This window comes from Arthrobacter sp. SLBN-100 (assembly GCF_006715305.1).
Lineage (GTDB): Bacteria > Actinomycetota > Actinomycetes > Actinomycetales > Micrococcaceae > Arthrobacter.
On the sequence record NZ_VFMY01000001.1, the window covers coordinates 4,539,562 to 4,559,113 of the forward strand.

Consider the following 19,552-nt stretch of genomic DNA (forward strand, 5'->3'; position numbering starts at 1 on the left):
ACCTGGGATGTAGCCGCCTGAAAGGATCACCGATGATTAACAAGGTTGTTGCCACCGCTGAGGACGCTGTGGCGGACATCCCGGACGGCGCCTCCCTGGCCGTGGGCGGTTTCGGTTTGTGCGGAATCCCGGTAACCCTCATCGACGCCCTGCACCGGGCAGGAATCTCCGGGCTGGAAACGGTGAGCAACAACTGCGGCGTGGACGACTGGGGCCTGGGCATCCTGCTGCGCGACGGCCGGATCCGCCGCACCATCAGCTCCTACGTCGGCGAGAACAAGGAATTCGCCCGGCAGTACCTGGCAGGCGAGCTCGAGGTGGTTCTCACGCCGCAGGGAACGCTGGCCGAAAAACTCCGTGCCGGCGGTGCCGGCATTCCTGCTTTTTACACGAAAGCCGGTGTGGGCACGCAGGTGTCCGAAGGCGGCCTGCCGCAAAAGTACGACGCCGAGGGCGGGGTTGCGATCGCGTCCTCACCGAAGGAGGTACGTTCCTTCGCCGGAGTCGACTATGTGCTGGAGGAGGCGTTGACCCCGGACTTCGGGCTGGTCCATGCGTGGAAGGGCGACCGGCACGGGAACCTGGTCTTCCACGCCACGGCCATGAACTTCAACCCACTGTGCGCCATGGCGGGCCGGATCACCATTGCCGAGGTGGAGGAACTCGTGGAACCGGGCGAGTTGGACCCCGAACACGTCCATACCCCCGGCATCTTCGTCCAGCGCGTGGTGCTTGCCGCCAATGCCGGCAAGCGCATCGAGAAACGGACAGTCGCCATCGCCCCGCGGGCGGGGAACAGCACCCATCCGAACGCTTCCAACCGGAACGCCTCCGACCAGACCGGCAGCAACCCGCAGGCAGGAGCCTAGCCATGGACCCGAACAGCCCCTATGCCCCGCGGCCCGAAGGGGTCCGCCCCGAGTACCGCCGGGCGGCCCAGCAGCATGAGACAGCCGCAGACGGTACCGGCACCAAAGGCTGGACCAGGAACGAACTGGCTGCCCGGGTGGCGCGAGAGCTCAGCAACGGCCAATACGTCAACCTTGGCATCGGCATGCCCACCCTGATCCCTAATTACATCCCCGCCGGCGTGGAAGTGGTGCTGCACTCCGAAAACGGAATCCTCGGCGTCGGACCTTATCCCGCGGAGGATGCGATTGATCCCGATCTGATCAACGCGGGCAAGGAAACTGTCACGGTCAACAAAGGGGCGGCGTTCTTCGATTCCGCCACGTCCTTCGGGATGATCCGCGGCGGCCATGTGGACGTCGCTGTCCTGGGCGCCATGGAGGTGGCCGAGAACGGCGACCTCGCCAACTGGATGATTCCCGGCAAGATGGTCAAGGGCATGGGCGGGGCCATGGACCTGGTGTTCGGCGCCAAAAAGGTCATCGTGATGATGGAACACGTTGACCGGAACGGGAACCCCAAAATCGTCAAGCAGTGCTCGCTGCCCTTGACCGGCAAGGGCTGCGTGGACCGGATCATCACAGACCTGGCAGTCATCGACGTCGTTGCGGACCACTCAGGCTCCCGGCTGGTGCTGCGTGAACTGGCGCCCAACGTTTCCGTCGAGGACGTGGCAGCGGCCACCGGCGCCGAGCTCTTCGAGGAAGACCGGGAACTGACCGTATGACGGGGAACGGTGTTTCGACGGGCCCAACCATCGGCTCCAATCCGGGGGAGCAGCGCGTCATCGAGCAGCGCGGGCTGTACTTCGATGAGCTGGAGGAGGGGGTGCTGTACGCCCACCGGCCCGGCCGGACGGTCACTGAAGCGGACAACGTCCTGTTCACCACCCTCACCATGAACACCCAGGCCCTGCACCTCGATGCGGCCTGGAGCGCCGGGCAGCCGTTCGGCCAGCGGCTGGTCAATTCGATGTTCACGCTGGCAACGATGGTGGGCCAGTCCGTGTCGCAGCTGACCCAGGGAACCATCATCGCCCAGCTGGGCCTGACTGACGTTTCCTTCCCGCAGCCGCTGTACCACGGCGATACCCTCTACACCGAGACCGTGATCAGCGGGAAGCGGCTCTCCTCATCCAGGCCCGGCCAGGGCATCGTCACCATGGAACATACCGGCCGCAACCAGGACGGCACCGTGGTGGCACTGGCCACGCGCAGCTGCCTGATGTGGACCCGCGATGCGCACCGGCAGCAGGCGGGCGGCGAAAGGGGCACAATACCGGTATGACCTTTGTAATGGGCCCTGCCCTGCTTTTTTGCCCTGCCGACCGGCCGGAGCGCTACCAGAAGGCTGCCACCCGCGCGGATGCCGTGATCCTCGATCTTGAGGACGCCGTGGCCCCTGCGGACAAGCAACGTGCGCGCGGTGCCATCCTTGCCCAGGTGGGAACCACGGGTGTGGAACCGGAGCTCGAACCCAGCTGCACCATTGTCAGGGTCAATCCCGTTGGTACGGCGGACTTCGAAAAGGACCTGCACTGCCTGGCCCACACGCCCTACCGCACGGTGATGCTGGCCAAGGCCGAATCGGCCGAACAGCTTAAGGCGCTGGAGGGCTACCAGGTGATCGCGCTGTGTGAAACGGCCTTGGGCGTGCTCAACGCCCAGGCCATCGCCGCCGCTCCCAACGTGGTGGGCCTGATGTGGGGAGCGGAGGACCTGCTGGCCACCCTGGGAGGTACCTCCAGCCGGAAGGACGACGGCGGCTACCGGGCGGTCGCGCTGCACGCCCGCTCCAGCGTCCTGCTGGCCGCGCGCGCCTATGCCAAGGAAGCGGTGGATGCCGTGTACACCAACATCCCCGACCTCGACGGGCTCGCGGCCGAAGCAGCCGACGCCGTGGCCTCCGGCTTCAGCTCCAAGGCGTGCATCCACCCCGACCAGGCCGCCGTGGTCCGCAAAGCCTACGCACCCACTGACGACGAGGTTGCCGCTTCCCAAGCGCTCCTGGAAGCCGCAGTGTCGGCTGGATCGGGAGTCTTCCAGTACCAGGGAAAGATGATCGACGGACCCATCCTCAAGCATGCCCAGGAGATCGTCCGCCGCTCCGCCGCGGGCACATAACCCGCTGCGGAAGCATAACGGACGTTCAGTTACCGTTGCCGTCCCTGCGACCGCCGCAGCGAAACGGGCGGAATTGGCTCGTGGATCAGTGTCCGCACCCAACGGTTCCCCGTTTCCCGGAACTCCTTCCGGGTTGAGAACCGGTAGTGGTAGCTGCGCACGCGAACCAAATGCGGGGCCGCGCCGTCGAAGGGATCATGCCGGAGCAGCCGCAGCGTCTGGCGGTCCGCCTCCAGCAACTTGCCCAGGAAGGCGTAAAACCACTCCTCGTGCACTGTCCGCAACGGAAGGAACCACATCAGCCAGTCCAGCCGCAGGTGGTAGGGCGCCCACTGCCGGGGCACCCGCCGGAGGTCGCCGGGCTTGCCCTTGAAGCCGTACTCGCGCCAGTCCGAAGAGTCGTCCGGCTCGTCGTCAAGCGTTCCTTCCACCACGATCTCGATCCGCTGTTTGGTCACGGATCCGAACGCCCCGTACGTGTTGACCAGCTGCCAGCGGTTGAAGCTGGCATTCATCAGCTGGCGCTTGGAGAACAGGTTGCGCAGCGGCCAGTAGCTCAGGACCACCAGCAGCAGGGTGGCCGCCAGGGTGATCACCAGCCACCAGAGCGGGGTCTCGCGGTCCACGGTTGCGTCCCCATGCCAGTCCAGCGGGATGCCGGGGAACACGGCGTGGGCCACCGGATCGCTCACCGCGGCGAAGGCCAGCACAATGGCTATCCAGTTCAGCCAGGCGAAATTCCCGCTGGCCACGAGCCACAGCTGGGTGGCGATGACCACCGCGGCTGCCACGCTGGCAACGGGCTGCGGCGCGAACAGGAAGAAGGGCACCACCAGCTGGGCGAAATGGTTGCCCAGCACTTCCACCTTATGAAGTGGCTTGGGCAGCAGGTGAGCCTGGCGGCTCAGGGGCCCGGGCATCGGCTGCGTCTCATGGTGGTAGTAGAGGGCGGTGAGGTCGCGCCATTCCCTGCCGCCGCGGATCTTGATCATGCCGGCACCGAATTCCAGCCGGAACACGAGCCAGACGATCAGGATCAGGATGGTCCGCGGCGGGTCGGTCTGGTTCGAGCCCAGGAACGCCACCGTGAATCCCGCCTCCAGCAGGAGCATCTCCCAGCCGAATCCGTAGAACGTCTGGCCCACGTTCACGATGGACATGTACAGCAGCCACAGGGCCAGGAACGCAATCAGCGGAACCCACGGCGGTCCTGCCTGCGGGATGCCGGCAACGAGCAGGGCGGAGATCACAAGCCCCGCCGCGCATACCCAGCGCAACAGCCGGTCGGAGTACCGCCAGCGGAACAGGGTGGGCCGGCGCAGCCGGCTGAAGGCGCCCAGGTACTCCGGCACGGGGAGAAGCCCGCGCTCACCCAAAAGGGCCGGAAACTGGTTCAGCGTAGACAGGAAAGCAATAAAGTAGAGTGCCGCAGTCCCTCGCTGCAGCACCTGCCGGGCGAGTTCGTATTCCGGCGCGTCAAACCAGGAGAGCCAGTCCACGGAATCCACGTTACGCCCGACCATGCGCAGGTCAAGGCGCAGCAGGTCAATGATGGTGCGGGATACTTAACCAATGCAGCCACGCAGAATCGCCCTCCTCGGATCCACTGGTTCCATCGGCACCCAGGCGATTGACGTCGTCGACGGCGCCCCGCATCTTTTCGAGGTCGTGGCACTCAGCGCCGGCGGCGGAAACCTGGAACTCCTGGCCCGGCAGGCGGTCCACACCGGAGCCGCAGCGGTAGGAATCGCCGGCGGCGACCCGCGCCGGCTGGCAACCCTGATAGATGAGGCGGCTGCCGCAGCGGGGAAGCGCGGTTACCGGCCGGAGATCATCGCCGGGCCGGACGCCTCCACCAGGATCGCCGAGGCCGAAGCTGACGTGGTGCTCAACGGCATCACCGGATCAATCGGACTCGCGCCGACGCTCGCGGCGCTGAAGTCCGGCGCCACGCTCGCCCTCGCCAACAAAGAATCCCTGATTGTGGGCGGGGAACTGGTCAAGGCGGCGGCCCGTGAAGGCCAGATCGTCCCGGTGGATTCGGAGCATTCGGCGATCGCCCAGTGCCTGCGTTCAGGCTCGGCGGGGGAGGTGGAGAAACTGATCCTGACTGCGTCCGGCGGCCCTTTCCGGGGCCGCAACCGGGAGGAGCTCCACGACGTCACGCCGCCGGAGGCTCTGGCGCACCCTACCTGGGACATGGGAGTCATGGTCACCACCAACTCCGCTACCCTCGTCAACAAAGGGTTGGAAGTTATCGAGGCCCACCTGCTGTTCGACGTGCCGCTGGACCGGATCGACGTGGTGGTCCATCCCCAGTCCGTGGTGCACTCCATGGTCCAGTTCATCGACGGATCCATCATCGCGCAGGCCTCGCCGCCGGACATGCGCCTCCCCATAGCCCTGGGCCTGGGCTGGCCGGACAGGGTCCCCGGGGCGGCCGCTGCCTGCGACTGGACCCAAGCCGCCACCTGGACCTTCGAGCCGTTGGACGTGGCGGCCTTCCCTGCTGTGGATCTTGCCAAGGACGCCGCCAAGCAGGGCAGCACATTCCCCGCAGTCTTCAATGCCGCCAACGAGGAAGCCGTCACCGCGTTCCACGCGGGCCGCATCCGGTTTACCGACATTGTGGACACCATCGCAGCCGTTCTCAGCGAACACCCAGGGTCCTCCGGGCTGACGGTGGAATCAGTGCTGGATGCTGAGAGGTGGGCACGTGCGCGCGCCAACGAACGTTTAGCAGTCAGCAGTCTCTAGGAAGCAGCAAGCATCTCCATGACCCCCGTTCTCCTCTTTGTCCTCGGTGTCGTCTTTGTGGCCATCGGCATCGCGGCCTCCATCGCGCTTCACGAAGTGGGCCACCTCCTGCCCGCCAAGCTCTTTCGGGTCCGCGTCACCAAGTACATGATCGGCTTTGGCCCTACTCTTTGGTCGCGGCGGAAAGGCGAAACCGAGTACGGCGTGAAGGCCATTCCGCTGGGCGGCTACGTGTCCATGATTGGCATGTACCCGCCCAACAAGGAGGACGGGACGGTCCGTCCGTCCAGCACCGGAATGTTCCAGACCCTGGCCACGGAAGCCCGCTCCATGGCGCACCAGGAAGTGGGGCCGGGCGATGAAAACCGCGTTTTCTACCGGCTTCCGGTGTGGAAGAAGATCATCGTTATGCTGGGCGGCCCGGCCATGAACATAGTCCTCGGCGTGATCCTGACGGCCGTCCTGCTGATGGGATTCGGCATCGCCATAGCCACCACCAGCATCTCTGACGTCTCCAAGTGCCAGGTGGCCGCCGGCGAAACGGTGGATCCCGATTCCGCCGACTGCAAGCTCACCCCAGCCGCCGCTGCGGGCCTGAAACCGAACGACACCGTCACCTCCTTCGACGGCAAGACCGTCACCAGCTGGGACCAACTCACCGAGTGGATCCGTGCCTCCGCCGGACGCGAGGTAGCCATCACCGTTGAGCGGGACGATTCTCCCGTGTCCACTACCGTGACCCCCGTGCTGTCCGCCAGGCCCATCATCGGGACAGACGGCCGGCAGGCGAGGGACGACGGCGGCAATCTCCTGTACCAGGACGTCGGCTTCCTGGGCATCGGTGCCCAAACTGAACTCGTGGCCCAGCCGGCGTCGTCCGTCCTGCCCATGGCCGGAGAGAACATCAAGCAGGTGGCCGGCGTGATTTTTAACCTTCCGGCGCGGGTGGTGGGTGTGGCGAAGGCTGCCTTCAGCGAGGAACCGCGGGATCCCAACGGCCCCATCAGCGTGGTGGGCGTCGGCAGGGTGGCCGGTGAAGTGGCCGCCATGGAGGAGATTCCCGTCCAGTCGCGGGTGGCCGCCCTGATCGGACTGCTCGCCGGGCTCAACTTTGCGCTGGCGGTCTTCAACCTTGTCCCGCTGTTGCCGCTCGACGGCGGGCATGTTGCGGGCGCGCTGTACGAAGGTGCCCGGCGCAAGGTGGCCAAGCTGTTCGGCAGGCCGGACCCGGGGGCCTTCGATATTGCAAAGCTCCTCCCGGTGACCTATGTGGTGGCCGCGTTGCTGATGGGCATGAGCGCACTCCTTATCTATGCCGACATCGTGAAGCCGGTGAACCTGTTCGGCTGAACTCAGCTGATTCCCATTTATCAGCCGATTTCGGCTGATATTGAATAATCAGCCGTTCATGATTGATTGTTGTGAATCAGCCGCCTACGGTTGGTGCATGTACGTTCTGACGATTGACCAGCAGGGCAGCACTTCCGACATCGACCGGGTGCCGGAGCTGATTTCCGCACTGCAAAGCCTCACGTCCGCCCGCTTCGAGCGTTCGGTAGGCGACGAACTCCAGGGCGTGGTGGAACAGCCGGAAGAAGTGGTGGATATCGCCCTGCATGCCCTTCGTGGCGGGTACTGGTACGTCGGGATTGGTATCGGTGCGGTGCAGGTGGCTCCGGGAGGCAGCCCCCGCGAAGGGGCCGGAAGCGGGTTTGTGGCCGCGCGAAAAGCCGTGGAACTGGCGAAGAGCGCTGCGGGCCATGTGCCGTTGTCAGTGGTCGCAGGCACTATGGGCCGTGGCAGGGAAATCCCGCCCCAAGCCAAGGAGGGTGCCATGGCCGGTGCAAATGCCCAGGCAGTGCTTCGGTTGATCGGACGTCTCGTCCAGCAACGTACGCAGGCCCAGTGGCGGGTGGTGGACAGTCTCCGCGCCCTGGAAGCCGGCGAGGGCAAACACGGCAGCCAGAAACATGTAGCCCGGGAGCTGGGAATATCGGAGCAATCGGTGAGCCGTGCCGTGCTCCGCTCAGGCTGGCAGGAAGAATGGGCAGCCAGGCCGGCCGCAGCAATGCTCCTCGGGTATGCGCAGAGCCGGACCGCCGATACCGGAACTGCCCCGCCGCAAACCTCCCGGCCCGGGAACGAAGGAGACACGTGACCGCACTCTGGATCACCCTCGCGCTGCTCGTGGCTGGCTTCGCCGGCTGGCCCGTGACGGCCCTGGTGTTCCGGCTCGCCCGCACCATCGATGACAGGGCGGACGCCGCCAAAGCTGCAGAAGAGGCCAGGAGGGCAGCGGAGGACCCCTCGGCAGACGTCACTGCTGATTCCCCGCACACCGAAACCCAAAGCGTGGACGGTGAGCTGACAGCAGCGCCCGAGGCGCCGGCGTCGGCCGGTTCTGCCGGGGAGCCGCCGGCTCCAACCCAGCGCATCCTGCGCGGCGGGGCCATCATCGGGATCCTCGAAAGGCTCGGCGTTTGCCTGGCCATCCTGACCGGGCAGCCGGTGGCCATCGCCTACATTGTCGCCATCAAGGGCCTGGGCAGGTTTGCGGAGTTGAAGGAAACGCCGGTGGCGGCCGAACGCTTCATCATCGGAACGCTGACCTCCATGCTGTGGGCGGCCGGAACTGCAGCTGCTGTCAAAGTCCTGTTCCTGTCGTAGGAACAGGACCGGTGCGGGTGTGGGAAGGATCCCGTTCGGCCATGCGGATGCGTGCAACGGGAGGCAGGGCGATAGGGTAGCCGTATGACAGTTTTTGCCGTTGAGTACGTTTACGCCGCCGATTCCACCGAAGCCCGCAACGAGGCCAGGCCAGCGCACCGCGAATGGCTTGCGGGCCTTGCACAGGACGGTGCCGTCCTTGCCAGCGGTCCGTACGGTGACGGCGCCGGAGCTCTCCTGATCTTCAAGACAGCAGACGAGGCCGCCCTCAACTCGATCCTCAAGCAGGATCCCTTCGCCGCCGCAGGAGTCATCGCCGGGACCCGCATCACGGAGTGGTCACCCATCATCGGCGTGCTCGCCGGACTCGTCGCGTAGCCGCTTCAACACCCTTTCAACTCTAGGAGTCCACGTGACCTCGGTCAGCCTGGGAATGCCGTCAGCACCCCCGCCCGTTCTTGCCCCCCGCCGCAAGACCCGCCAGATCAAAGTCGGTTCCGTGGGTGTCGGTTCTGATTCCCCCATCAGTGTGCAGTCCATGACCACCACGCCCACCACGGACATTAACGCCACCCTGCAGCAGATCGCGGAGCTCACCGCGTCCGGCTGCGATATTGTGCGCGTCGCCTGCCCCTCGGCGGACGACGCCGAGGCGCTGCCCATCATCGCCAGGAAGTCCCAGATCCCGGTCATCGCGGACATCCACTTCCAACCCAAATACGTCTTCGCTGCCATCGAAGCAGGCTGTGCCGCCGTACGCGTGAACCCCGGAAACATCCGCAAGTTCGATGACCAGGTCAAGGAGATCGCAGCAGCAGCCCGGGATCACGGCACTTCCATCCGTATCGGCGTGAACGCAGGCTCGCTGGAGCCCGGCATCCTCAAAAAATACGGGAAGGCAACCCCGGAGGCACTGGTGGAGTCTGCCGTCTGGGAAGCATCCTTGTTTGAAGAGCACGGCTTCCACGACTTCAAGATCTCCGTTAAGCACAACGATCCCGTGATTATGGTGGCTGCCTACGAGATGCTGGCGGAGAAGGGCGACTGGCCGCTGCACCTCGGTGTGACGGAGGCCGGGCCGGCGTTCCAGGGAACCATCAAGTCCGCCACCGCCTTCGGTGCGCTCCTGTCCCGGGGCATCGGCGACACCATCCGGGTTTCCCTCTCCGCCCCGCCGGTGGAGGAAATCAAGGTAGGCAACCAGATTCTCCAGTCCCTCAACCTGCGCCCCCGGAAGCTGGAGATTGTCTCCTGCCCGTCCTGCGGCCGCGCGCAGGTGGACGTGTACACGCTCGCCGAGCAGGTGACTGCCGGCCTGGAAGGCATGGAGATCCCGTTGCGCGTAGCCGTGATGGGCTGCGTGGTGAACGGTCCAGGTGAAGCCCGCGAGGCAGATCTTGGCGTTGCTTCCGGCAACGGCAAGGGCCAGATCTTTGTGAAGGGTGAAGTCATCAAGACTGTGCCCGAGAGCCAAATTGTTGAGACACTGATCGAAGAGGCCATGCGTATCGCGGAAGAGATGGGGGAGGCCGATGGCGAAGATGCTGTCAAGGGTAGCCCCGTGGTTAGCGTCTCGTAAGGACGTCCCCGACCCCCCGGGACTTTCCGTCCGCACGCTGGACGGGACCGATACTGCCGCGCTCAGGCTGCTGGCGGAGCAGGATCCGGTCACCAATGTCTTTATCCTCGCCCACCTGCATGCCGCCGGCACCGCCGCACCGACCAGCGGCGGCGCCGGCGTCATTGGCGTTTTCGACGACGGCATCCTGGTGGGGGCATGCTGGGCAGGGGCCAACCTGGTACCGGTCCAGCTGGACCCGGAGCTTGCGGGGGTGGTCGCGGAAGTAGCCAACACGTCCGGCCGCCGGTACGCCTCAGCCTTTGGCCCCGCCCAGTCGGTCCTGGCCCTGCACGCGGAACTTGTGGAACTGGGCCACCGGGCCCACGAAGTCCGCGCCGAGCAGCCCCTCATGACCATCGAGGGCCGGCCGTCGATCGAACCCCACCCCGGCCTTGCGCTGGGAAACCTGGCCGACTTTGACCGCATCCTTCCCGCCTGCGCCGCCATGTTCGAGGAAGAAGTGGGGTATTCCCCCTTCCTGGGCGGCAAGGAGTTCTATAGCCGGCGGGTGGAAGGGCTGATCCGCCAGGGCCATTCACTGGTCCACCTGAACAACGCACGCGAGGTGGTGTTCAAGGCTGAACTGGGCGCCGTCACCTCCGACGTCACCCAGATCCAGGGCGTCTGGATGAACCCGCTCTACCGGGGCCAGGGCTTGAGCGCCGGCTACATGGCCGCCGTGGTGGAGCAAGCCCGGACAATGGCGCCCATCACCAGCCTCTACGTCAACGGCTTCAACCTGCGCGCCCGCGCCACCTATGAGCGGGTCGGCTTCCAGCAGGTGGGCACGTTCGCTACGGTTCTTTTCTAGCCAGCTCTTTTCCAGCCGCCAAGGTTGCGGTTAGCTGCCCAGTTCGCCGGTCAGGTAGCGCTGCACATTCGGGGCCACGAGCTTGACCACGTCCTCCGGTGCCGCCGACGCGATGGGTTCCAGGCGGACCACGTAGCGGACCATCATGAGTCCCACCATCTGTGTGGCCACCAGGTCTCCCCGCAAGGCAACTTCCTGAGGCGGCCCCTGCACTCCTGCCGTGATCCGGCTGACGACAGTCCGGGTCACCAGTTCGGGGAGGAGCGCGGTCCGGGCCTTTGAGCTGAGGGTGCCGCGCAGGAACGCCACCAGGCTTGGCTGGGCGGGGCTTTCCCAGAGGCGCAGCACGGCGCGGACGATCAACTCGGCCCGCTGCTCCGGGCGGGCGGCCGAAACACCCGCCAGCACCTCCTCCGGGTCGGCGGGAAGTTCGATACTCAGGGCGAAGAGCTCATCCTTGCCGTTGAAGAAATGGTGGACCATGGCAGGATCCACCCCCGCTGCCCGGGCCACCTGCCTCAGGCTGGTGCCCTCGAATCCATGTTCGGCGAACAGCCGCCGGGCGGCATCCAGGATCCCGTCCCTTGATGCCGCTGTTCCGCCGCGGCGCCCCCGCCTTGCCGGTGGAGAACCACTCCCCTCCAGGGTCATGCCGTCCGCCTGCGCAGCGTCAGCGAGGCCAGCACCAGGACGCCCAGCACGATGGCTCCCATGATGGCGGCATCCTGCCACATCTGTTCCGTGGCCTCCGGGTTAGCGGCAATCTCCTGCAGAGCGTCCACGGAGAACGTCAACGGAAGGACATTCGAGATGGCCTCGAGGGCATCATTCATGCGGTCGCGCGCCACGAACAGTCCGCAAAGGAGGATTTGCGGCACCACCACCACCGGCATGAACTGGACCGCCTGGAATTCGGTCTGCGCAAACGCCGAGCACAGCAGGCCCAGGGCCACCCCCAGGACTGCGTTGATGACGGCGATCAGGACCACGAAGCCAGGCGGGCCCTCGATGTCGAGATCGAAAATCCAGTACGCCACGGCGGTCGCCACCAAAGACTGCAGGGCGGCCATAATGGAGAAGCCCAGGCCGTATCCAAAGAGCAGGTCGGATTTATGGACGGGTGTGGTGAGCAGCCGCTCCAGTGTCCCTGAGGTCCGCTCACGCAGCATGGTGATGGAGGTGACCAGGAACATCACCACAAACGGGAAGATGGCGAGCATCATCAGTCCCACGCGGTCGAAGGTGCGCGGCGCCCCGGGCGGCAGGGTCTCATTCTTGAAGAGGAAGTACACGGCGGTGAGCAGCAGTGCCGGGACCGCCAGGATCATGGCAATGCTGCGGTGGTCGTGCCGCAGCTGCTCCAGCACGCGGCGGGTGGTTGCGAGCATCATCAGGACATCCATCACCACACGCTCCTGTCCTGAGTTGTCCTGTCCTGTGCGGTCCTATCCAATGCAGCCCTGTCCAGTGCAGCCCTGTCCTGGTTCGAATTGTGCCGGACAGCGGGAACCCCTTCTTCCCCCGCCTCCTGGATGATGTGCAGGAAGGCTTTCTCCAGGTCGGCGCTGTGTCCGCGCCGGCTCAACTCATCGGGCGTCAGCTGGGCAAGCAGACGGCCTTCCCGCAGGAGAAGCAGCGTCTGGCAGTGGCTGGCCTCCTCCATGACATGGCTTGACACGAGCAGTGTGATCCCTTGCGCGGCCATGGCGCGGAAACGGCCCCAGAGGTCCGCCCGCAGCACAGGATCCAGCCCTACCGTCGGTTCATCCAGCACCAGCAGGCGCGGGCGGGCTACCAGCGCGCAGGCGAGGGATACCCGGCTGAGCTGGCCCCCGGACAGGTCTGCGGTCTTCTGCCGCGCCTGGGGTTCAAGTCCGACGGCGGCAATCGCCTCCGCTGCCTCGGCCGCCCCTTTGCGGTGCATGGCCCCGAAGTAGCGCACGTTCCCTTCCACCGTCAGGTCAGGGTAGACACTGGGTGCCTGTGTCACGTACCCCACCTGGTGCCGCAGCAGGCTGGTGCCAGCAGGCTGCCCAAGGACCCGCACCGAGCCTGAGGTGATGCGTTGCACGCCGACGATGGCCCGCATCAAGGTGGTTTTCCCACTTCCGGATGGACCGAGGAGTCCCGTAATTTGTCCGGGAGGAATAGCAAAATTAAGGCCCTGGAGGACGGGAACCCTGCCCCGCACCACCGTCAGGGCGCTGGCCGCCACCGCGCCGCTCTGATCCTCTCCGGGCGCGCTTTCCGGTGCCGAACGGGACAAGGCCGCCTCCGCTGAACTGCAGGTGGTCGGGGCCGGGAAGCCCGTAAATTCATCACCTGATGAATTAACGCTATGCCTGCAACTATCCTTAATCAACAGACTTGGATGGAAAAGTACTTGATAAATGTGGGCGCTATCACTTAGGTTCGATCTAGCTGCGCTGGAGTGGCGTGGGCGGTCTCACCAGTCCTCACCAGTACTTGGGCGATAACGGCGTCGAGCCACGCCCGGGAGCGATGACCAGCCTCGAGGGGGGCCAGGGGCTTTGTTTTCCCGGGCGTGGCTCTACTGTGTCCGGAGGAGTCAAGAGTCATCCGGGGGAGTGGGGGCCAGGCGTCCAGTGCCGGTAGATTAGTACCCAGACGAATTTGTCCGGCCCTGCTGATCCAGCACCTCCCCAGAAACGGATATCCACCCGTGGTTACAAGACTGTCCCAGCTTTTCCTGCGCACGCTGCGTGAAGATCCCGTCGACGCCGAGGTGGCCAGCCACCGGCTTCTGGTCCGTGCGGGCTACATTCGCCGCGCTGCCCCCGGGATCTACACCTGGCTTCCGCTGGGGCTCAGCGTCCTGCGCAAGGTAGAGGCCATCATCCGCGAGGAAATGGCGAATATCGGAGCGCAGGAAGTCCACTTCCCGGCCCTCCTGCCGCGTGAACCCTACGAGGCCACCAACCGCTGGACAGAGTATGGCGAAGGCTTGTTCCGCCTCCAGGACCGCAAGGGCGCGGACTACCTGCTGGCCCCCACGCACGAGGAAATGTTCACGCTGCTGGTCAAGGACCTTTACTCCTCCTACAAGGACCTCCCGCTCAGCCTGTACCAGATCCAGAACAAGTACCGCGATGAGGCCCGCCCCCGGGCCGGCCTGCTGCGCGGGCGGGAGTTCATCATGAAGGACTCCTACTCCTTCGATGTCGACGACGCCGGCCTGGACGCCAGCTACGCTGCCCACCGCGGGGCCTACCTGCGCATCTTCGAGCGCCTCGGCCTGGAAGTCATCCCGGTCACCGCAACGGCGGGCGCCATGGGCGGGTCCAAGAGCGAAGAGTTCCTGCACCCGACGGATATCGGCGAGGACACCTTCGTCCGCTCCGCCGGCGGCTACGCAGCCAACGTTGAGGCCGTGACCACCGTTGCCCCGGCGGAAATCGACTTCACCGGCGCCCCCGCCGCCGAGGTGCTCGACACTCCGGATACCCCCACCATCGAAACGCTGGTGGCCGCAGCCAACCAGCTTGCACCCCGTTCGGAGGCTGACGGCGGTGCCTGGACCGGGGCGGATACCCTCAAGAACGTTGTCCTCGCCGTCACCCTGCCCACCGGGGAACGCCAGCTTGTGGTCATCGGCCTCCCGGGCGACCGCGGGGTGGACCTGAAGCGCGTCGAAGCCAACATCGGATCCTTCCTGCCCATCGGCGGCGAGATCGGACTGGAAGCCGCGAACGATGACGACCTCAAGAAGCAGCCGCTCATCGTCAAGGGCTACCTCGGCCCCGGCCTGACGCTGGACGAACTGCTGCTGGGCACCGAAAGCGCCACAAACATCCTCTACCTGGTGGACCCCCGCATCGTCAGCGGCACCACCTGGATCACCGGCGCCAATGAAGCAGGCAAGCACGTGTTCGGCCTCGTGGCCGGCCGCGACTTCACCTGGGACGGCGTCATCGAATGCACCGACGTCCGCGAAGGCGACCCCGCCCCGGACGGCTCCGGACCCCTGGAAACAGCCCGCGGCATTGAAATGGGCCACATCTTCCAGCTGGGCCGGAAGTACGCCGAAGCCCTGGAGCTGAAGGTCCTGGACCAGAACGGCAAGCAGGTCACGGTGACCATGGGTTCCTACGGTGTAGGCGTCACCCGCGCCGTGGCAGCACTGGCTGAATCCAACCATGACGGCAAGGGCCTGGTCTGGCCCCGCGCTGTGGCACCCGCAGACGTCCACGTGGTGGCAGTGGGCAAGGGCGAGGACATCTTCGCCACCGCCGAGCAGCTGGCAGCGGACCTTGAAGCCGCAGGCCTTGAGGTCCTTCTTGACGACCGGCCCAAGGTCTCGCCGGGCGTCAAATTCGGCGACGCCGAACTCGTGGGCGTCCCCACCATCCTCGCCGTGGGCCGCGGCCTGGTGGACGGTGTGGTGGAAATCAAGGACCGCCGCAGCGGCGAAGCCGAGAATGTTGCCGTGGACAAGGCAGTTGACTACGTGGTCAACGCCGTCCGCGCCTCCTGATCCTGGGAGTGCTCCCGGGGATTGAGTCCATCCAGCTCACCACGCTGGTCCTGATCGTGGTGGCCGGTTTCGCAGCGGGCTGGGTGGATGCCGTGGTGGGTGGGGGCGGGCTGATCCAGCTCCCCGCCCTGCTGCTGGTGCCTGGCATCACTCCCGTCCAGGCGCTGGCAACGAACAAGATGGGGTCCATTTTTGGTACCGCCACCAGCGCCGTCACGTATTACCGGCGGGTGGGACCGGACCTCCGGACCGCGGTGCCAATGGCAGTCATTGCCCTGGCCGGCAGTTTCGGTGGCGCTGTGCTTGCCGCCGCCTTGCCGTCCAGCGTCTTCAAACCCATCATCGTCGCCGCACTCGTGGCAGTGGCACTCTTCACGGCGCTGAGACCGGACGCCGGCCACATCACCGCGCTGCGGCACGAGGGCCACAAACACTATGTGGTGGCCTGCCTCATCGGCGCTGTGATCGGCTTCTATGACGGCCTTATTGGCCCGGGGACCGGTTCCTTCCTGGTCATCGCCCTGGTCTCGGCGATGGGGTACGCGTTCCTGGAAGCCAGTGCCAAGGCGAAGATCGTGAATATGGCAACCAACGCCGGCGCACTGCTGTTCTTCCTGCCGCACGGCTCCATCCTGTGGGCCCTGGGCCTGCTGCTCGGCGCAGCCAATATGGCCGGCGGATACCTTGGGGCACGGACGGCAGTGGCGCAGGGCAGCAGGTTTGTCCGCGTCGTCTTCCTCGTGGTGGTAGCTGCCCTCATCATCAAACTCGGCTTTGACGTCTGGCAGGAAAATTTCACCGGCCAGGGGTAAGACGCGGCCAGGTAACCACACCAAATGCAGCGCGCACCAGGGGAGGCCAAGGCCTCGTGGCGGTGAGCGGCCGGGCGTAGCATGCAGGTATGCCACACGGTGACGATGAGTACGCCAGTGCTTTATCCGCAGCGGCGGGTCATGTCACCGCGTGGCTTCGCAGCCTTCCTGACCGGCACGTCGGCCCCCGCCTGCCGGCCCAGGACCTCACCGGGGCGTTCGGCGGGCCGTTGCCAACCTCCGGCATGCCCGCGGCAGACGTCGTCGACCTCCTGGCCCGGACAGCCGAGCCCGGGCTTATGGCGATGCCGTCCGGCCGCTTCTTCGGTTGGGTCATAGGCGGGACTTTGCCCGCAGCCCTCGCCTCTGACTGGCTGGTGAGCGCCTGGGACCAGAACGCATGCCTTCGCTACGCCACCCCCGCCATGGCAGCGGTGGAGGAAAGTGCCGGAACCTGGCTGCTTGAACTGCTGGGGCTTCCCGCCGGGTCCGACGTCGGCTTCGTCACCGGAGCCACGATGGCCAACTTCACCGGGCTGGCAGCCGGGCGCTGGCGGCTTCTCGCTGACGCCGGCTGCGACCTTGACCGTGACGGGTTGAGTGGCGCTCCCCGCGTCCGATGCTTCGTTGGCAGGGAGCGGCACGACGCCGTCGACCTCGGCCTCCGGTATCTCGGGCTGGGCAGGCCCGTGAGGGTGGATGCCGATGACCAGGGACGTCTGATTCCCGGAGCCTTGGAAGCTGCACTGGCTGAAGGCACCGGGCCGGCCCTCGTCTGCCTGCAGGCAGGGAACCTCCATTCCGGCGCCTTTGATCCATTCCCTGACGCCATCCGCATCGCCCGGAAGCACGGCGCCTGGGTCCACGTCGACGGCGCTTTCGGCCTCTGGGCGGCCGCGGCCCCGGGCCTGCGCCATCTGACGCGCGGCTACGAAGACGCCGATTCGTGGGGGACCGACGCGCACAAGACCCTGAACGTTCCCTACGACTGCGGCATCGCGATCGTGCGGGACGCGTCCGCCCTCCGGTCCGCGATGGGCCTGCACACCAGCTACCTCATCCAGGACGCCGAAGGGCCGGGAGACCCGTTTGAGAAAGTTCCCGAGCTGTCACGCCGGGCCCGGGGCGTGCCGGTGTGGGCGGCACTGAAGAGCCTGGGCCGCGACGGCGTGGCAGCCCAGGTGCAGGGGTTGGCGGCCGCCGCCTCGGCGATCGCGGCAGGGCTGGCGGAGTTGGACGGAGTGGAGGTGCTGAACGACGTCGAGTACACCCAGGTGAGCGTGGCGTTCGGCGACGACGCCACCACCCGCGCTGTCACAGCCCGGATTATCGAGGACGGCAGGGTGTGGATGTCCGGCTCCCGATGGCGCGACCGGGACATCCTGCGGGTGTCCGTAAGTAACTGGCAGACAGCGGAGGACGAGGTGGCCACTGCCGTTGCTGCCGTCGGTTCCGCCCTTGCTGCAGTGCGGGGTGCTTGATCAACTGAAGGATTTCAGCGGACGCCCGCGGCCTCGCCGGGCTCCGGCAGGCGGTGGGCCGGGGGAAGCCCGTCCAGGGTCCTGCCGGCGAGCGTGCTGGCCACCCAAAGGGAGCGGGCCAGGTCGCCTCCATGGTCCGGCTTGCCCGCATATCCCAAGGCGTTTGCCACTTCCCGGGCGATTCCCCACTGCCGGGCTACGTCCGGGTCCAGGCCCGCCGCAGAGCTGAACTCGGCGCAGCGCCCGCGCAGACCGGCGGCAGGGTGGTCCAACGGCAAATCGGACAGGCGGTTCCACAGCAGCGGCGCCACGGCAAACTCCGGCTCCCCGATCATCGGCTGGGGATCGATGGCGGCGTAAGCGGCCGTCGGACATCCAGAGGCTGAAGTGGCCGGCCGTGCCAGGACGTTGAGGTAGTGCAGGTCCGTGTGGACCAGGGCATCGCGCGCCGAACGCCGTCCCACCGCACCCCGGGTCTGGCACACCTCCAGGGCGGCCTCGAGGAGCCACCGGGGGAAGGGGCGCCCCAGCTGTTCCCAGTCCGCAGGCAAGTCATCGCTCCATTGCTCCGCCCGTGCGGCGATGTGCTCGAACTCAAACCACTGTGGCCGGTCATCGGGGGTAAGGCTAAGCTGCCGCACCAGGCCAGCCCAGACCACCACGGCGTCTTCCATGGGCACGGTGGTGAGCGAGCGTTCGCCGTCGAGCCGTTCCAGGAGCATGGCGCAGGTGCCGGCGTCGGAGGCGAGCAGCGCTACCGCACCCCGGCCCTGCCAGAGGGCCAGGGCGTGCCGCTCAACCCGGGCTTCGTCGTGCGGAAAGGCGATTTTGAGGGCAGCCGGGGCCCCGTCCTGCTGCCGCACCGGGATGACTATTGCGCCGTGGCCGTTCCAGGGCAGCGCCCCGGGGAGCAGGTCCGGGGTTAGCTGCCAGTTCTCCAGGCGGCCCTGGATGAGGTCCGGCAGGGACGCGAGCCATGCGCGCCCGGCACTGCTGCGGGTGTAACGGGCAGTGAGGTCCGGAGGGATGGGTACTACCGCTGGCTGGCTCATCAGTCCCAGCCTAAGTCCATGGGAGCGGCCCGTACCGCAGGCCCCTTTCAGACCACGCCCGTGGCCCCCAGCAGGTTGCCGATGGTGAAGGTGGCGGCGAGGGCAAGTGCTCCGCCCACCACCACCCGGACGGCAGCCCGGAACCTGGAACCGCCGCCGATCCAGGCACCCACTGCTCCCGTCAGTGCCAATGCCAGGAGCACTGCTACGAAGGTGACCGGAACCCGGACTTCCGCCGACGGGAGAAGGATGGCCAGCATGGGCAGCGTTGCCCCGATCACGAAGGCCACCGCCGAGGCAAAAGCGGCATGCCAGGGGCTGACGATATCGTCCTCGTCAATGTTGAGCTCAGCGGAAAGGTGTGCCGCGAGGGCGTCGTGCGCGGTCAGCTCCGCCGCCACTTGTCCGGCCGTTTCCTCGCTGAGGCCCTTGGCCTGGTAGATCGCTGTGAGTTCTGCCAGTTCCACTTCAGGTTCTTCGGCCAGCTCACGCCGTTCCTTTTCGATCAGCGCTTTTTGGCTGTCGCTTTGGCTGCTGACCGAGACGTACTCGCCAAGCGCCATGGACACGGCGCCACCCACCAGCCCGGCTGCTCCTGCCGCAAGGATCGGGCCGGACGCGGAAGTTGCTCCGGCGACGCCCACCACGATAGCGGCCACGGACACAATCCCGTCGTTGGCGCCCAGGACGCCGGCGCGCAGCCAGTTCAGGCGATGCGCCAGGTCGTTGCGGTGGGGTTCGTTGTCATGGAAGGAGGATGCGCCCGCGGTGTCCATCCCTACAGCAAACCATCCGGCGCCCCGGTCTGCCAGCACCGGGGGAGA

20 protein-coding genes are annotated in these 19,552 nt (G+C 66.2%); 14 read left to right on the top strand and 6 right to left on the bottom strand.

The genetic code is table 11. The features are described from left to right. Positions 1–32: 32 nt before the first annotated feature. The 4 genes from FBY31_RS20845 to FBY31_RS20860 are packed head-to-tail and all read left to right on the top strand — an operon-like array spanning position 33 to position 3,032. Complete coding sequence (locus FBY31_RS20845; protein ID WP_142044779.1) at positions 33–869, top strand: CoA transferase subunit A; 837 nt, start codon at positions 33–35, stop codon at positions 867–869. 2 nt (positions 870–871) lie between these two features. Beyond that, on the top strand, positions 872–1,636 hold the full coding sequence (locus FBY31_RS20850) for a CoA transferase subunit B (protein WP_142044781.1): 765 nt from the start codon (positions 872–874) through the stop codon (positions 1,634–1,636). Beyond that, positions 1,633–2,196 carry a MaoC family dehydratase gene (locus FBY31_RS20855; protein ID WP_142044784.1) on the top strand — a complete coding sequence of 188 codons (564 nt, stop codon included), beginning with the start codon at positions 1,633–1,635 and terminating at the stop codon, positions 2,194–2,196. The genes FBY31_RS20850 and FBY31_RS20855 overlap by 4 nt, the downstream gene beginning before the upstream one ends. Continuing rightward, complete coding sequence (locus tag FBY31_RS20860; RefSeq protein WP_142044786.1) at positions 2,193–3,032, top strand: HpcH/HpaI aldolase/citrate lyase family protein; 840 nt, start codon at positions 2,193–2,195, stop codon at positions 3,030–3,032. The genes FBY31_RS20855 and FBY31_RS20860 overlap by 4 nt, the downstream gene beginning before the upstream one ends. Positions 3,033–3,061: 29 nt before the next feature. Here FBY31_RS20860 and FBY31_RS20865 read toward each other — a convergent pair whose 3' ends face one another. Next, positions 3,062–4,531 carry a lipase maturation factor family protein gene (locus tag FBY31_RS20865; RefSeq protein WP_142045617.1) on the bottom strand — a complete coding sequence of 490 codons (1,470 nt, stop codon included), beginning with the start codon at positions 4,529–4,531 and terminating at the stop codon, positions 3,062–3,064. A gap of 73 nt (positions 4,532–4,604) precedes the next feature. Between FBY31_RS20865 and dxr the strand changes: the two genes are divergently transcribed. The 7 genes from dxr to FBY31_RS20900 all read left to right on the top strand — a co-directional run bounded on the left by dxr (position 4,605) and on the right by FBY31_RS20900 (position 10,888). After that, positions 4,605–5,789, top strand: coding sequence for a 1-deoxy-D-xylulose-5-phosphate reductoisomerase (gene dxr / locus FBY31_RS20870; RefSeq protein ID WP_142044788.1), 1,185 nt, complete (start codon positions 4,605–4,607; stop codon positions 5,787–5,789). A gap of 18 nt (positions 5,790–5,807) precedes the next feature. Then, complete coding sequence (locus tag FBY31_RS20875; RefSeq protein ID WP_142044790.1) at positions 5,808–7,139, top strand: M50 family metallopeptidase; 1,332 nt, start codon at positions 5,808–5,810, stop codon at positions 7,137–7,139. Positions 7,140–7,236: 97 nt separating this feature from the next. Then, positions 7,237–7,947: a MarR family transcriptional regulator gene (locus FBY31_RS20880; protein ID WP_142044792.1), complete on the top strand. Its 711-nt coding sequence runs from the start codon at positions 7,237–7,239 to the stop codon at positions 7,945–7,947. Continuing rightward, positions 7,944–8,456, top strand: coding sequence for a hypothetical protein (locus FBY31_RS20885; protein ID WP_142044794.1), 513 nt, complete (start codon positions 7,944–7,946; stop codon positions 8,454–8,456). The genes FBY31_RS20880 and FBY31_RS20885 overlap by 4 nt, the downstream gene beginning before the upstream one ends. An 84-nt stretch (positions 8,457–8,540) precedes the next feature. Further along, on the top strand, positions 8,541–8,834 hold the full coding sequence (locus tag FBY31_RS20890; protein WP_142044796.1) for a YciI family protein: 294 nt from the start codon (positions 8,541–8,543) through the stop codon (positions 8,832–8,834). Positions 8,835–8,868: 34 nt separating this feature from the next. Further along, entirely contained in the window at positions 8,869–10,035 is a 1,167-nt protein-coding gene (gene ispG, locus FBY31_RS20895) for a flavodoxin-dependent (E)-4-hydroxy-3-methylbut-2-enyl-diphosphate synthase (protein WP_013600504.1), read from the top strand. Beyond that, complete coding sequence (locus FBY31_RS20900; protein ID WP_142044798.1) at positions 9,998–10,888, top strand: GNAT family N-acetyltransferase; 891 nt, start codon at positions 9,998–10,000, stop codon at positions 10,886–10,888. The genes ispG and FBY31_RS20900 overlap by 38 nt, the downstream gene beginning before the upstream one ends. 30 nt (positions 10,889–10,918) lie before the next feature. On the opposite strand, the gene FBY31_RS20905 is transcribed toward FBY31_RS20900, so the two are convergent. From FBY31_RS20905 to FBY31_RS20915, 3 genes are read right to left on the bottom strand one after another with little or no spacing between them, the layout of a single operon-like run. Continuing rightward, complete coding sequence (locus FBY31_RS20905; protein ID WP_142044800.1) at positions 10,919–11,539, bottom strand: TetR/AcrR family transcriptional regulator; 621 nt, start codon at positions 11,537–11,539, stop codon at positions 10,919–10,921. After that, complete coding sequence (locus FBY31_RS20910) at positions 11,536–12,279, bottom strand: ABC transporter permease (RefSeq protein WP_142044802.1); 744 nt, start codon at positions 12,277–12,279, stop codon at positions 11,536–11,538. Before FBY31_RS20910 ends, FBY31_RS20905 begins: the two co-directional genes overlap by 4 nt. 11 nt (positions 12,280–12,290) lie before the next feature. Then, positions 12,291–13,103 carry an ABC transporter ATP-binding protein gene (locus tag FBY31_RS20915; protein WP_442858222.1) on the bottom strand — a complete coding sequence of 271 codons (813 nt, stop codon included), beginning with the start codon at positions 13,101–13,103 and terminating at the stop codon, positions 12,291–12,293. A 468-nt stretch (positions 13,104–13,571) separates the two neighbouring features. Here FBY31_RS20915 and FBY31_RS20920 point away from each other — a divergent pair, with 468 nt between their 5' ends. The 3 genes from FBY31_RS20920 (at position 13,572) to FBY31_RS20930 (ending at position 17,676) form a co-directional block, all read left to right on the top strand. Further along, positions 13,572–15,383, top strand: a complete 1,812-nt coding sequence (locus tag FBY31_RS20920; protein ID WP_142044806.1) for a proline--tRNA ligase — start codon at positions 13,572–13,574, stop codon at positions 15,381–15,383. Between the two features lie 8 nt (positions 15,384–15,391). Beyond that, complete coding sequence (locus tag FBY31_RS20925; RefSeq protein WP_142044808.1) at positions 15,392–16,195, top strand: sulfite exporter TauE/SafE family protein; 804 nt, start codon at positions 15,392–15,394, stop codon at positions 16,193–16,195. Between the two features lie 89 nt (positions 16,196–16,284). After that, entirely contained in the window at positions 16,285–17,676 is a 1,392-nt protein-coding gene (locus FBY31_RS20930; RefSeq protein ID WP_142044810.1) for a pyridoxal phosphate-dependent decarboxylase family protein, read from the top strand. A gap of 14 nt (positions 17,677–17,690) precedes the next feature. Here the strand turns inward: FBY31_RS20930 and FBY31_RS20935 are convergent, their stop codons facing one another. Further along, entirely contained in the window at positions 17,691–18,728 is a 1,038-nt protein-coding gene (locus FBY31_RS20935; RefSeq protein ID WP_142044812.1) for an aminoglycoside phosphotransferase family protein, read from the bottom strand. A 47-nt stretch (positions 18,729–18,775) separates the two neighbouring features. Then, positions 18,776–19,504 (bottom strand): VIT1/CCC1 transporter family protein, encoded by a 729-nt coding sequence (locus tag FBY31_RS20940; protein WP_142044814.1) that lies wholly within the window; start codon positions 19,502–19,504, stop codon positions 18,776–18,778. Between the last annotated feature and the right edge of the window lie 48 nt (positions 19,505–19,552).